Source organism: Variovorax paradoxus (assembly GCF_902712855.1).
Classification (GTDB): Bacteria; Pseudomonadota; Gammaproteobacteria; order Burkholderiales; family Burkholderiaceae_C; genus Variovorax; species Variovorax paradoxus_Q.
The window spans coordinates 4891172-4903915 of the sequence record NZ_LR743507.1 but is presented as its reverse complement, the minus strand read 5'-3'; the positions used below and the strand labels follow the sequence as shown (position 1 = coordinate 4903915).

The 12744-nt window shown below is 63.2% G+C and carries 13 protein-coding genes and 1 tRNA gene; 4 read left to right on the top strand and 10 right to left on the bottom strand.

The genetic code is table 11. The annotated features are described in order from the left end of the window. The 10 genes from AACL56_RS23170 to AACL56_RS23125 all read right to left on the bottom strand — a co-directional run bounded on the left by AACL56_RS23170 (nt 1) and on the right by AACL56_RS23125 (nt 9572). On the bottom strand, nt 1-213 hold the full coding sequence (locus AACL56_RS23170) for a DNA gyrase inhibitor YacG (protein WP_339092137.1): 213 nt from the start codon (nt 211-213) through the stop codon (nt 1-3). Further along, the gene (gene zapD, locus AACL56_RS23165) at nt 210-965 is read right to left on the bottom strand and encodes a cell division protein ZapD (protein WP_339092136.1); all 756 of its coding nucleotides are present in this window, start codon (nt 963-965) and stop codon (nt 210-212) included. Before zapD ends, AACL56_RS23170 begins: the two co-directional genes overlap by 4 nt. 39 nt (nt 966-1004) lie before the next feature. Continuing rightward, the gene (locus tag AACL56_RS23160) at nt 1005-2039 is read right to left on the bottom strand and encodes a hypothetical protein (RefSeq protein WP_339092135.1); all 1035 of its coding nucleotides are present in this window, start codon (nt 2037-2039) and stop codon (nt 1005-1007) included. Between the two features lie 161 nt (nt 2040-2200). Then, entirely contained in the window at nt 2201-3694 is a 1494-nt protein-coding gene (locus AACL56_RS23155) for an MBOAT family O-acyltransferase (protein WP_339092134.1), read from the bottom strand. Nucleotides 3695-3763: 69 nt separating this feature from the next. Then, complete coding sequence (coaE, locus tag AACL56_RS23150) at nt 3764-4372, bottom strand: dephospho-CoA kinase (RefSeq protein ID WP_339092929.1); 609 nt, start codon at nt 4370-4372, stop codon at nt 3764-3766. Between the two features lie 8 nt (nt 4373-4380). Further along, complete coding sequence (locus AACL56_RS23145; RefSeq protein ID WP_339092133.1) at nt 4381-5346, bottom strand: prepilin peptidase; 966 nt, start codon at nt 5344-5346, stop codon at nt 4381-4383. After that, nucleotides 5346-6575 carry a type II secretion system F family protein gene (locus AACL56_RS23140; protein ID WP_339092132.1) on the bottom strand — a complete coding sequence of 410 codons (1230 nt, stop codon included), beginning with the start codon at nt 6573-6575 and terminating at the stop codon, nt 5346-5348. Before AACL56_RS23140 ends, AACL56_RS23145 begins: the two co-directional genes overlap by 1 nt. Before the next feature lie 27 nt (nt 6576-6602). Then, the gene (pilB, locus tag AACL56_RS23135; RefSeq protein ID WP_339092131.1) at nt 6603-8336 is read right to left on the bottom strand and encodes a type IV-A pilus assembly ATPase PilB; all 1734 of its coding nucleotides are present in this window, start codon (nt 8334-8336) and stop codon (nt 6603-6605) included. Nucleotides 8337-8450: 114 nt separating this feature from the next. Further along, nucleotides 8451-8527: transfer RNA gene (locus AACL56_RS23130), tRNA-Pro, on the bottom strand. Nucleotides 8528-8579: 52 nt separating this feature from the next. Beyond that, on the bottom strand, nt 8580-9572 hold the full coding sequence (locus AACL56_RS23125) for a polyprenyl synthetase family protein (RefSeq protein WP_339092130.1): 993 nt from the start codon (nt 9570-9572) through the stop codon (nt 8580-8582). Nucleotides 9573-9763: 191 nt separating this feature from the next. Between AACL56_RS23125 and rplU the strand changes: the two genes are divergently transcribed. The 4 genes from rplU (at nt 9764) to proB (ending at nt 12725) form a co-directional block, all read left to right on the top strand. Continuing rightward, on the top strand, nt 9764-10075 hold the full coding sequence (gene rplU / locus AACL56_RS23120) for a 50S ribosomal protein L21 (RefSeq protein WP_057592097.1): 312 nt from the start codon (nt 9764-9766) through the stop codon (nt 10073-10075). Between the two features lie 12 nt (nt 10076-10087). Then, entirely contained in the window at nt 10088-10348 is a 261-nt protein-coding gene (rpmA, locus tag AACL56_RS23115; protein ID WP_081267930.1) for a 50S ribosomal protein L27, read from the top strand. Nucleotides 10349-10419: 71 nt separating this feature from the next. Continuing rightward, nucleotides 10420-11496, top strand: a complete 1077-nt coding sequence (cgtA, locus tag AACL56_RS23110; RefSeq protein ID WP_339092128.1) for an Obg family GTPase CgtA — start codon at nt 10420-10422, stop codon at nt 11494-11496. A gap of 89 nt (nt 11497-11585) precedes the next feature. Beyond that, a complete protein-coding gene (proB, locus tag AACL56_RS23105; RefSeq protein ID WP_339092127.1) occupies nt 11586-12725 on the top strand; it encodes a glutamate 5-kinase in 1140 nt (379 codons plus the stop codon). Nucleotides 12726-12744 lie beyond the last annotated feature (19 nt).

Genomic DNA, 12744 nt, shown 5'->3' with positions numbered 1-12744 from the left:
TTATTGGTGGGTCTTGGGATCGCCGAACGGCTCGTCGTCGGGCGGGGCCTCGGCCGGCATGCGGAACTCTTCGCTCGCCCACGCGCCCAGGTCGATGCCCTTGCAGCGCGCACTGCAGAACGGCCGGTACGCATTGCTCGGCGCGTAGACGCTGTCGCCGCCGCACGAGGGGCAACGCACGATGCGCTCGCCCTTGTCGTTCACCATGGTCATGCGCAGAGGGTCAGCTCGAAAGGCGCGTCGTCCGAGCTTTGATGCAGCCGGTCGTCCTTGTCGTGGCGCATCAAGCGCACGGACACCATGAGACGGTTGCCGCTGATTTCAGGGATCAACCCCAGCTTGGGGTCGATGCGCAGGCGCAGCAGCTGGAAGCTGCGGCCCTGTGGCAGGTTCTGCTGGAACTGGCCGTGGCTGGCAAGCACCTTGTAGGGCACGTCGGCATCGCGCAGCAGCTTGAGCAGCAGGTAGATTGACGAAGCCAGTGGGGAAAGGGTGTTCGACCACCGCTCGAGGTCGGCGCGGCGGTTCGGCGCGGGGCGGTGCTGCCAGGCGTAGTAGGCGGGCAGATCGAATTCGCAGGTGCCGCCCGGAATGCCGGCACGGCTGCGGATGCTCATGAGCCACTCGTTCTCCGTCAACGCCTGGCCGGCCTTGCCGGACACGCCGTTGAGCGTGGTGAAGTTGCGCTCGAGCTGGCCGACGACCTGGTCGAGCACCGCTTCGGCAATGGCCGGATTGCCCCGGTAGCTGTTGAAGACGTTCTTGTGCTTGTCGAGATCGCGCAGCACATCGGCCTTGAGGTCGGCGCGCGCGGCGACGTCCATGATCTCGAAGATCGTGATCAGGGCGTAGTGGTGGGACAGGGGCGATTCGGAGGGCACCAGTTCACCGAGGCGGCGAAACAGGTGCTCCAGCCGCAGGTAGGTGCGGATGCGCTCGTTGAAGGGGTACTCGTAAAGGATCACGCGTATCGGTTTTTCACGTCGGGTTCGAGCTCATGGCGCTCATTGTGATTTCGCAGCCGGGGGCGGCAGCACCTGGCGCACAGCCTCCAGCATACGCTGACCGAAAAGAATGTAACCCCGGGTCGAGACGTGTGTCTCGTTGGCGGGGAAGAGATCCATCATCTTGAAGCGGTTCTGCTCGGCAAGTTCGAACAGGTCCGGCCCGATATTCTGCGGGTTGAACACGGCCCGGAACTCGTCGGCATGGTTTTGTTGCAAATAGACCGTGCTCTTGTTGGGCACCACCATCCACACCACCTTGTAGGGTGCCGCAGTGTTCTCGAAGCTCTTCATGTAGCGCGCCGACTTGGCCGACAGCGCGGCGTTGACGCGGTCCTCGGCCGTCATCAGCAGCTTGTCGCAGGCGCGGTGGCTGAATTGCTTGCAGCCGTCCGGTACGACGCGCGCATCGATCAGCGGACCCCAGCGCTCGGGCGTGTTGGTCCAGCTGTCGGAGCGCAGGATGGCCTTGGTGTTGTGGTATGTGAACCAGCCGCTCAGCAGCTGGGCGTCCCAGTTGAGCTGGAAGCCTGGCGCCGGCTTCGACGGGTTCTCGAAGGGGGGCGGCGTCGGCTTGAAGGCGTGCTTCATCGTCTTGCAGGCCTCCGACTTTTCCATGCGGTCCTCGAGCAGGCGCTCGATGCTCTCGACGATCACCACCTTGCCCTTGAAGCCGGACTTCTCGAGCCAGCTCGAGAAGTCCCCGCACAGCGTGCCACCCAGGTTGTCCCAGTGGGTGGTCGTCATCTTGTAGCCGGCGCCCACGAGGGAAGCCTGCCATGCGTAGCGCACGGAGAAGCTGTCGCCGATCACCAGCACGTCGGATTCGTTGATCGGCCAGGTCTTGACGTCGGCGTCGGGAATGGGCGGCGGCGGCGTGTGCCAGCCGAACTCGCGCTCCGAAATGCGGCCGATGCGGGTCAGATCGCCGTAGGGAATCGGCGTGAAGAGGCTGACCACCAGGAGCGCGCAGCACACCAGGTAGCCCGCGGCGAAGATGCGAAGCCAGGTCCTGGCCGATTTCGTGTCTTCCATTTCAGCCCTCCACCGCGCTCCGCATGGTGTCCAGTGCATGAACCGCGCACGCTCCGTTCGCGGGGCGCCGTGGAACCGGCTTTGCCGGGCCACCGGCGTCGCCCCCGGCGAGGGGGGAGGAGAAGCGACACGAAGTGCGCGAAGCCTGGGGGAGTTTCATTTCAGAACTGGAAATAGAGGAACGGGCTGTAGCTGCCGAACTTCGACACGCACAGGCCAAAAAGATAGATGCAGCCCAGGCCCGTGACCCAGGTTGCCAGCCGCTGCAGGCGAGGCCTGCCGGCGAGGCCCGCGACGCTCGGGATCCAGCGGTCGAGCGTGATGGTCGGCGGCAGCGCCAGGCAGATCACCAGGCCCACGAGGATGGTCTGGAAGAACTCGGGCTTGCGGAAAGGCACGCGGAATTCGCCGAAGGCGGACACGGGCGCGCCGTGCAGGCCCAGCATGCCCTTGTAGATCTCGATGGCGGCCGACATGCTGTCGGCGCGGAACACGACCCAGGCGATCATCACGCACAGGAAGGTGATGAACCAGCCGATGACGCGGCCGTACCACGTGGTTTTCGTGCTGCCGCGGCGGACCTTGGCGTTCCAGAAGTGGTTGACCATCAGGTAGGCGCCGTGCAGCGCGCCCCATAGCACGAAGGTCCAGGCGGCGCCGTGCCACAGGCCACCGAGCAGCATCGTCAGGAACAGGTTGATGTAGCGGCGCGCCGGGCCCTTGCGGTTGCCGCCGAGCGGCACATAGAGGTAGTCGCGCAGGAACGTCGACAGCGAGATGTGCCAGCGCCGCCAGAACTCGATCATGTTGGTCGACTTGTAGGGCGAGCGGAAGTTGAGCGGCAGCTGCACGCCCAGGCACAGCGACAGGCCGACCGCCATGTCGGAGTAACCCGAGAAGTCGAAATAGATCTGGAGCGTGTAGGCCAGCACACCGAACCACGCGGTATATAGCGACGGCAGCACGCCTTCGTGGACGCCCTTGAACATCATGTCCGCGTACTGGCCCAGTGGATCAGCGATCAGCATCTTCTTGGCCAGCCCGAAGACGAAGATGCCCAGGCCCAGAGCCACGCTGTTGGCGTTGACCCGATAGGTGGCCGGGCTGTTGAACTGCGGCATCATCTGCGCGTGATGCAGCACGGGCCCGGCGATCAGGTGCGGGAAGTACGTGACGAACAGCACGTAGTGGATGAAGCTGCGCTCGTGCACCTTGCCTTGCCAGCAGTCGACAAGGAACGCGATCTGCGTGAAGGTGTAGAACGAGATCCCGATCGGCAGCACGATGTGCACGAGGTCGATCTGCGCAAAGCCTGCCGCGGCCAGGCCGGCGTCGATGTTCTCGAGGAAGAAGTTGGCGTACTTAAAGACCGCCAGCACGCCGAGGTTGATCACGAGCGCAATGATCAGCAGCGCCTTGCGGTGCTTGTCCTCACGGCCGGGGGACGGCGTGAGGCGAAGTCCGAACCAGTAGTTGATGCAGATCGAGCCCAGCAGCAGGGGCAGCGCCTTGACGCTCCACCATCCGTAGAAGAAAAGGGAGGCAAGAGCCAGGAAACCCGCCGCCGACCGGGGACTGCGTGCGCCGATCAGGAAGAAGCCGATCAGGACCAGCGGGAAGAAGACGAAGATGAAGGGATACGAATTGAAAAGCATCGTGAGGGGCGCTGAGGCGTGCGCCGTTTGACGTGATCGTCGTGCAGCCGTCGCGGCGTCAACCCCAAATTATCGCGTGCCGGGCTCGACCCACCGTTTCCAGAGACCCCACACCTGGGCACCGAGTTCCTCCAGGCTAAGAGAGTCGTTGTAGATGACGGCGTCTGCCGCCGCTCGTCGTGCCTTGCGAGAGGCCTGCTGGGAAATGACCGTCCGGACCGCTTCCGGCGCCCAGCCCGAGCGCGCCACGACGCGCTGCAGCTGCGTCGCCTCGGTGGCGTCGACCACCAACACCCGGTCCACGAGGGCACGCCAGCGGCCGGACTCGACAAGCAGCGGCACGTCGAAGACGACCACCGCATCGTTGCCGGCAGCCGCGGCCTGTCGCTGGGTTTCCTCTCCGATCAACGGGTGGAGGATGGCTTCGAGGCGCTGCTTGGCGCTGGCGTCGGCGAACACGATCTGCCGCATCGCAGCGCGATCGAGGCCGCCGTCCGGCGCAATCACGCCAGGGCCGAAGGATGCTTCCAGCGCCGGCACTGCGATGCCGCCAGGTTGTGCGATCGCGCGTGCGATGGCGTCGGTGTCCACCAGCACGGCGCCTTGCCGCACCAGCAGCCCGGCCACTGTGCTCTTGCCACTGCCGATGCCGCCCGTGAGGCCGATGCGTCGCACCATGATGTCCGTCAATGGATCAGTGCGCCCAGTGGAAAGGCGAACGGAATCCACTGCTTCACGACCTGCGGGCCCGCCACGAGGCAGATCAACCCCGCTCCCGCCAGGAAGGGGCCGAAGGCGATGGGGATGTCCCGATGCGCCAGCTTGCCGGCCACGCGCAGCGTGACGCCGATCACTGCGCCCACCAGCGAGGACACGAGAATGATTGCGATAAGGTAGTCGGCGCCGAGCCAGACGCCCAATGCGGCGAGAAGCTTGAAGTCTCCGTAGCCCATGCCCTCCTTGCCCGTGACGAGGCGGAAGGCATGGTAGACAAGCCAGAGGCTCAGGTAGCCGAACACGGCGCCCCATACCGCCGAACTCAGGGAAACGCCGGTCCAGCCCATGGCCGCGCCGATCAGCCCCAGCCAGAGCAGAGGGTAGTTGAGCGAGTCGGGCAGGAACTGGGTGTCGAAGTCGATCAGGAACTGGCAGACCAGCAAAGCGCCGAACGCTGCCCACAGTGCCCCAGACGGCGTGATGCCGAAGCGCCAGGCGCAAAGCGCGAAGAGGCCGCCGGTGATCAGTTCAACCAGCGGGTAGCGCAGGCTGATGGCGGTCTTGCACGCGCCGCAGCGCCCGCGCAGCGCGGCATAGCTCAGCACGGGGATGTTCTCGTACCAGCGGATCTTGTGGCCGCAGGCGCCACAGCGCGACGCCGGGCGCGCCAGGTCGAACGGGGGCTGTGCCTCGAGCACTTTGGCGGCCTTGTCCGCTGCGGCTTCGAGGCCTGCAGGCGCCATGACCTTCGGGTCGAAGGCCATCGACCACAGCGAGGGCACGTCCTTCGACGACATGAGGTTGGCAACCGCCTCGGCCAGCCACTCGCGGTACATCATCACCGGAATGCGATAGATGACAACGTTGAGGAAACTGCCGATCAATAGCCCAAGCACACCGGCGAACGCGGTGTCGAACTCCCTCGAAACGAGCATCAAACGACCTGGCCGAGCTTGAAGATGGGCAGGTACATCGACACCACGATGCCGCCGATGATGGTGCCCAGGAAGACGATGATGATGGGTTCCATCAGGCTCGACAAGCCAGCGACCATGTCGTCGACTTCGGACTCGTAGAAATCGGCCGCCTTTCCCAGCATGTGGTCGATCGAGCCCGACTCCTCGCCGATGGCGGTCATCTGGATCACCATCGATGGGAAGAGATTGGCATTTGTCATTGCCGCGGTGAGGCTGGTGCCCGTGGAGACCTCCTGCTGGATCTTCGCAGTGGCGTCGCCGTAGACGGTGTTGCCCGAAGCGCCACCCACCGAATCGAGGGCTTCGACCAGCGGCACGCCCGCAGCGAACATGGTGGCGAGCGTGCGAGTCCAGCGCGCAACGCAGGACTTTTCGATCAGCGATCCGAAAATCGGGATTCGCAGCAGGACGCGATCCATCACTCGCTGGAAGCGTTCATTGCGCTTCCAGGCTTGAAGGAAGAAATAGACGCCGCCGCCGATCCCACCGAAGATGAGCCACCAGTAGGAGACGAAGAATTCGCTCATTCCCATCACGAACAGGGTCGGCGCCGGCAGGTCGGCGCCGAACGAGGTGAATACCTGCTTGAATGCCGGGATCACGAAGATCATGATGATGGCCACCACCACGAACGCCACGACAACGACGGACGTGGGGTACATGAGGGCCGACTTGATTTTCGATTTGATCGCTTCGGTCTTCTCCATGTACGTGGCAAGACGGTCCAGCAGATCTTCCAGGATACCGGCCGCTTCACCCGCTTCCACCAAGTTGCAGTAGAGGTTGTCGAAGTACTTCGGGTACTTTCGGAAAGCGGCTGACAGTGAAGTGCCGGTTTCCACATCGGTACGTATGTCGTTGAGCAACTTCGCCACGCTTGCATTCGCATTGCCGCGCCCGACGATATCGAAGGACTGCATCAAAGGCACGCCGGCCTTCATCATCGTCGCGAGTTGGCGCGTGAAGATGGCGATGTCCTTGGGTTTGATCGCCTTGCCGGAGCGCGTGCGGCGCTTCTTGATCTTCGAGGCCAGCACGCCCTGGCGGCGTAGGGCGGCCTGCACCTGGTTCTCGCCGGCGGCGCGAAGCTCGCCGCGCACGAGCTTGCCGTTACGGTCCTTGCCCTCCCACTCGAAGACAAACTCCTTGTGCGTGGGCCGCGAGCGGTTGGATGCCACTGTTGCCATTCGATCTCCGGTTTCTCGGTGTGTTCGTTATAAGTTGGTGCAGGCCACCACTTCTTCGAGCGAAGTGAGGCCTTGCATGACCTTGCGCAGGCCGGACTGCCGTAGCGAGCGCACGCCTTCGGCTTCCGATTGCGTGGCGATGTCGAGGGCGCTGCCGTCGCGCAGGATGATTTCCTGGATGGCCTCGGAAATCGGCATCACTTGGTAAATGCCGACGCGGCCCTTGTAGCCGCCGCTGCATGCTGCGCAGCCGACCGGGCGATATGGCTTCCAGCTACCGTCGAGCATTTCTTCTTGGAAGCCCGCCTCCAGCAGGGCTTCCCGCGGTATGTCGGTGGGAGCCTTGCACGTCGTGCACAGGCGCCGTGCGAGCCGTTGCGCCGTGATCAGGATGACGCTCGATGCGATGTTGAACGGTGCGATCCCCATGTTGCGCATCCGCGTGAGCGTCGTGGGGGCGTCGTTGGTGTGCAGCGTGGACAGGACCAGGTGACCGGTCTGGGCAGCCTTGATCGAGATGTCGGCGGTTTCCAGATCGCGGATTTCGCCGACCATGATGATGTCGGGATCCTGGCGCAGGAAGGCGCGCAGCGCGGCGGCAAAGGTCAGTCCTGCCTTCTCGTTGACGTTGACCTGGTTCACGCCGGGCAAGTTGATTTCGGACGGGTCTTCCGCCGTCGCGATATTCACGCCCGGTTGGTTCAGAAGGTTCAGGCAGGTGTACAGCGACACCGTCTTGCCCGAGCCCGTTGGGCCGGTAACAAGCACCATGCCATATGGACGGCCGATCGCATGAAGCAGCCGCTCCTTTTCGTCCGCGTCGTAGCCCAGCGCGTCAATGCCCAGGCGTGCACTGCTGGGGTCGAGAATACGAATGACGATCTTCTCGCCGAACAACGTCGGTAAAGTGCTTACACGGAAGTCGATGACGCGGTCGGGCCCGATCTTGAGCTTCATGCGGCCGTCTTGCGGGACGCGCTTTTCCGAAATATCGAGACGTGAAATCACCTTGATGCGTGATGCCAGCTTGTCCTTGATGACCGTGGGCGGGCTCGCGATTTCACGCAGTTCTCCGTCGATCCGGAAACGCACGCGGTACTGGTGTTCGTAAGGCTCGAAGTGGATGTCCGAGGCCCGCATGCTGATCGCGTCGAGCAGCATCTTGTGCAGGAAGCGTACGACCGGTGCATCTTCGACTTCCGCGATTGCCTGTTCACTGGATTCGCTCGCGGTGTCTGCAGAAACGTCGTCGAACTCGAACTCGCTGCCGACGATGCTGTTGATGGTCTCCGCCGCACTCGCCGCGGTGGCCTCGATCATGCGCGACAGCTTGTCGTACTCCGCGATGACCCAGTCAACGCCCATCTGAGACGCAAACTTGATCTTCTCTGCCGCCTGCTGGTCGGAAGGGTCAGCTGTCGCAACAATGAGACGGTTGTTGCGCTTGCTGAGCACAACGATGCGGTATGCATGGCACAGCTTGGCGTCGAGAAGATCCTTGGGTAGGCGCTGCGGGTCAATCGCGTCGAGATCGAGCAGCGGGGCGCCGAAGGCTGTCGACAGCGTGTGCGCAAGATCGGCGGCCGACACGGCGCCGGAACCCGTCAGTTCGGCGATGAAACTGGTACGGCCGCTCAGCGACTTCTGATAGATGTCCTCCGCGGACTTGGCAGGAAGTTTGCCGGCCGAAACCAGGGCGCGCGCTAGCCCGGGAAGGGCAATCTGCGTGGGTTCTTTGACGGGAAGTTCGGCAGCGGCCATTCAGCGAATGCAAAAGATGTGAAAAAGTGCTTCACGATCATCGCTGAACACTCCTGTGCTGTAAATCGCTACACAGCAACAGGCATGGCCATTTATTTACGCCAGCCGAAAGGCTGGTCGGGGTGAGAGGATTCGAACCTCCGGCCTCTACGTCCCGAACGTAGCGCTCTACCAGGCTAAGCTACACCCCGATGGTTGCAAGAAAAAAAGTAATCGTCCTAGATGCCAACTCAGGAGAGGTGTTCAGGCACGTCGCTCAAGCAACTGAGCCGCCAATTGTAGCAAACCTGAAGCGTGCAAATTGGACGGAAATCCTTTTAATGCATGAATTGCACGCTGGGCTTCGGTTGCTGCAGCAGCACGAGACGCATCCAAGGCCCCGGTTTCGCGAACGATTTCGACGATCTTGCCTAGTTGCGTGGTGTCTCCCGCCTCGATGGCCTCTCGTATCAACTCGCGTTGCGCGGGTGTGCCTCGCTGCATAGCGAAGATGAGCGGCAAGGTCGTCTTGCCTTCGCGCAGATCGTCGCCGACATTCTTGCCGGTTTCCAGTGCATCACCTGCGTAGTCGAGGACATCGTCGATCACCTGGAACGCGGTCCCGAGCGCTTGTCCATAAGTGGCGCAGGCTTCCTCGACCTCGGGGGCGGCGCCTGCCAATACCGCAGCAAGACGCGTGCTGGCTTCGAACAACTTGGCGGTCTTCGAGCGAATCACGCGCAGGTACGCGGCTTCGTCCAGCGATGCGTCGTGCATGTTCATCAACTGAAGCACTTCGCCCTCGGCAATCACGTTCGTCGCTTCGGCCAGAATTTGCATTACACGCATGTTGTTTGCATCCAACATCATCTGGAATGCGCGTGAATACAGAAAGTCGCCTACCAGCACGCTGGCCGGATTGCCGAACGATTCATTTGCGGTGGCGCGACCACGGCGCAGGGTCGATTCATCGACCACGTCATCGTGCAACAGCGTGGCCGTATGAATGAACTCCACCACGGCGGCCAGGTTAAAGCGTTGTTCGCCGGTGTGGCCGAGCGCGCCCGACATCAGAAGCAGCAGCGCCGGCCGCAGGCGTTTGCCGCCAGCGGAGATGATGTATCTGGAAACCTGGCTGACCAGCGGCACGCCCGTGTCGAGGCGTCGGGCAATTACACGGTCGACTTCGACCATGTCGCCGGCAATCAGGTCCAGCACTGTGGCGGTGGGGGAGGTGTCGGCGGCGGGAACTGGCAAGGCGTGGGCGCAGGGCGCTGCTGGGAGGGATGGCGGCCCAAGTCAAGAGAGAGCCGGAAGCGTGAAATTATAGGGAGCCGCTGCAGCCTTTCGGTCGTAAGCAGGGCAGGGGGTAGTGAGTGATCATGAACCGCGATATAATCTTGGGCTCTGCGGAATTCGCCGCGGAGACTCATTTCTAAGAGGTTTACATGTACGCGGTCATAAAAACCGGCGGCAAGCAGTATCGCGTTGCTTCCGGCGAGAAAATCAAAGTAGAACAGATTGCTGCGGACGTAGGCCAGGAAATCGTGATCGACCAGGTTCTGGCCGTCGGAAACGGCGCTGAAATCAAGGTTGGCACGCCCCTGGTGTCCGGCGCAACGGTGACAGTCACGGTACTGTCGCACGGCAAGCACGACAAGGTTCGCATCTTCAAGATGCGCCGTCGCAAGCACTATCAGAAACGTCAAGGCCATCGCCAGCAGTTCACCGAACTGCAAATCGGCGCGATCGCCGGCTAAGGAGAATATTCCATGGCACAGAAAAAAGGCGGCGGCTCAACGCGAAACGGGCGCGATTCCAAGCCCAAGATGCTCGGCGTGAAGGCTTTCGGCGGCGAGTTGATCAGCGCGGGCTCGATCATCGTGCGTCAGCGCGGCACCCAGTTCCACCCCGGCGTGAACGTCGGTGTGGGCAAGGACCACACGCTCTTCGCTCTGGTCGACGGCCACGTGTCGTTCGGTCAAAAGGGTGCTCTGAACAAGCACACGGTCAACGTGACCCCCGCGGCTTAAGCCCCGAAGTCACTTCGATCACCCGAGGCCCCGCATTGCCGGGGCTTCTTCATTTGTAAACTGGACATCCCATGAAGTTCGTCGACGAAGCCTTCATCGACATCGCCGCCGGCGATGGCGGCAACGGCTGCGTGTCGTTCCGTCATGAGAAGTACAAGGAATTCGGCGGCCCCAATGGCGGCGACGGCGGCCGAGGCGGCCACGTGTTCGCGGTGGCCGATTCCAACCTCAACACGCTCGTCGACTTCCGCTACTCCCGCCGCCATGAGGCCAAGCGCGGCGAGCACGGCATGGGCTCCGACATGTTCGGTGCCGCGGGCGACGACATCACGCTCAAGATGCCGGTCGGCACGATCATCTCCGATGCCGAAACCGGCGAGGTGCTGTTTGAACTGCTGAAGGAAGGCGAAGTCATCACCATCGCGAAAGGTGGCGATGGCGGCTTCGGCAACATGCGGTTCAAGAGTGCGATCAACCGCGCCCCGCGCCAGAAGACGCCAGGCTGGCCCGGCGAGAAACGCAGCGTCAAGCTCGAGTTGAAGGTGCTTGCCGATGTGGGCCTGCTCGGAATGCCGAATGCCGGCAAGTCGACACTGATCAGCGCCATTTCCAACGCGCGTCCACGCATTGCGGACTACCCGTTCACCACGCTGCACCCGAACCTTGGTGTGGTACGCGTGGGTCCGGAGCAGAGCTTCGTGGTGGCAGACCTGCCGGGGCTGATCGAGGGCGCCGCCGAAGGGGCCGGCCTGGGGCACCTCTTCCTGCGTCACCTCCAGCGCACACGCTTGCTGCTGCATGTGGTCGACATGGCGCCGTTCGACGACGCCGTCGATCCGGTCGCTCAGGCCAAGGCCATCGTGGGCGAACTCAAGAAGTACGACGCTGCGCTCTACGAGAAGCCACGCTGGCTCGTGCTCAACAAGCTCGACATGGTGCCAGCCGAAGAGCGCGCAGCGCGTGTCAAGGACTTCGTGAAGCGCCTGCGCTTCAAGGGGCCTGTATTCGAGATCTCGGCGCTCACCCGCGAAGGCTGCGAGCATCTGGTGCAGGCGATCTACCAGCAGGTCAAGGCCGAGCAGGTCGCCGAGCACGCGCCGGTGGTTGTCGATCCGCGCTTTGCGCCGCTGCCGCCCGAGGGCGCCTGAGCAATACCGCGGCGCCCCCGGCCGGTAGGCGCCTTCAACAGACAGACAGATAGCAACCCTCGCAGCCCTCACGACAGCATCGCCCGACAATGACCTCGAACTCCGGATCCACTGCCTTGCGGGATGCCCGCCGAATCGTCGTCAAGGTGGGCTCCAGCCTCGTGACCAACGAGGGCCGCGGTCTCGACGAGGCAGCCATCGGCGAATGGTGCAGGCAACTCGCTGCGCTGGTGCGTGATGGCCGCGAGGTCGTCATGGTGTCGAGCGGCGCGATCGCCGAGGGCATGAAGCGACTCGGCTGGCGCACCCGTCCGCACGAAATCAACGAACTGCAGGCAGCGGCTGCCGTCGGCCAGATGGGCCTGGCCCAGATGTACGAAACCAAGCTGCGCGAAAACGAGATCGGCAGCGCACAGGTGCTCCTCACGCATGCCGACCTGGCCGACCGTGAGCGGTATCTGAACGCGCGTTCGACGCTGGTCACCTTGCTCAAGCTGGGCGTGGTGCCTGTCATCAATGAAAATGACACGGTCGTCAATGACGAGATCAAGTTCGGCGACAACGACACGCTCGGCGCGCTCGTGGCCAACCTGGTCGAGGCCGATGCTTTGGTCATCCTGACCGACCAGAAGGGCCTGTACACCGCCGATCCGCGCAAGGATCCCGATGCCCGGTTCGTCCATGAGGCCGCCGCCGGAGACCCTGCGCTGGAAGCCATGGCCGGCGGCGCCGGGTCCAGCATCGGTCGCGGTGGAATGATCACCAAGATTCTCGCGGCCAAGCGTGCGGCCGGCTCGGGCGCCTCCACCGTCATCGCCTGGGGCCGCGAGCCCGAAGCCCTGTTGCGCCTTACGCGCGGCGAAGCCATCGGCACCTTGCTGGTGGCACAGACTGCCAAGCACCAGGCCCGCAAGCGCTGGATGGCCGATCACCTGCAACTGCGTGGCGCGGTGGTCGTCGATGCGGGGGCCGCCGCCAAGGTGCGCGCGGAAGGCAAGAGCTTGTTGCCGATCGGCATGACCGGCGTGTCGGGCGAATTCTCGCGCGGCGATGTCATTGCAGTGCGCGATGCCGACGGTGTCGAATTGGCCCGCGGCCTGGCCAACTACTCGAGCGTGGAGGCGCGGTTGCTGTGCCGCAAGCCATCGACCGAATTCGAGCGGCTGCTGGGCTATGTGGCGGAACCCGAAATGGTCCACCGCGACAACATGGTGTTGATGCCAGGCTGATCAAAAAACAACGGGGCTC

Coding starts and splice junctions, on each gene's coding strand:
- coaE (WP_339092929.1), bottom strand. CDS start 4,372: ATGGTGCGACGCATCGGCCTCACGGGCGGCATCGGCAGTGGCAAGAGC.
- AACL56_RS23160 (WP_339092135.1), bottom strand. CDS start 2,039: ATGGAAGACACGAAATCGGCCAGGACCTGGCTTCGCATCTTCGCCGCG.
- proB (WP_339092127.1), top strand. CDS start 11,586: ATGACCTCGAACTCCGGATCCACTGCCTTGCGGGATGCCCGCCGAATC.
- cgtA (WP_339092128.1), top strand. CDS start 10,420: ATGAAGTTCGTCGACGAAGCCTTCATCGACATCGCCGCCGGCGATGGC.
- AACL56_RS23170 (WP_339092137.1), bottom strand. CDS start 213: ATGACCATGGTGAACGACAAGGGCGAGCGCATCGTGCGTTGCCCCTCG.
- AACL56_RS23140 (WP_339092132.1), bottom strand. CDS start 6,575: ATGGCAACAGTGGCATCCAACCGCTCGCGGCCCACGCACAAGGAGTTT.
- AACL56_RS23155 (WP_339092134.1), bottom strand. CDS start 3,694: ATGCTTTTCAATTCGTATCCCTTCATCTTCGTCTTCTTCCCGCTGGTC.
- pilB (WP_339092131.1), bottom strand. CDS start 8,336: ATGGCCGCTGCCGAACTTCCCGTCAAAGAACCCACGCAGATTGCCCTT.
- AACL56_RS23145 (WP_339092133.1), bottom strand. CDS start 5,346: ATGCTCGTTTCGAGGGAGTTCGACACCGCGTTCGCCGGTGTGCTTGGG.
- rpmA (WP_081267930.1), top strand. CDS start 10,088: ATGGCACAGAAAAAAGGCGGCGGCTCAACGCGAAACGGGCGCGATTCC.
- rplU (WP_057592097.1), top strand. CDS start 9,764: ATGTACGCGGTCATAAAAACCGGCGGCAAGCAGTATCGCGTTGCTTCC.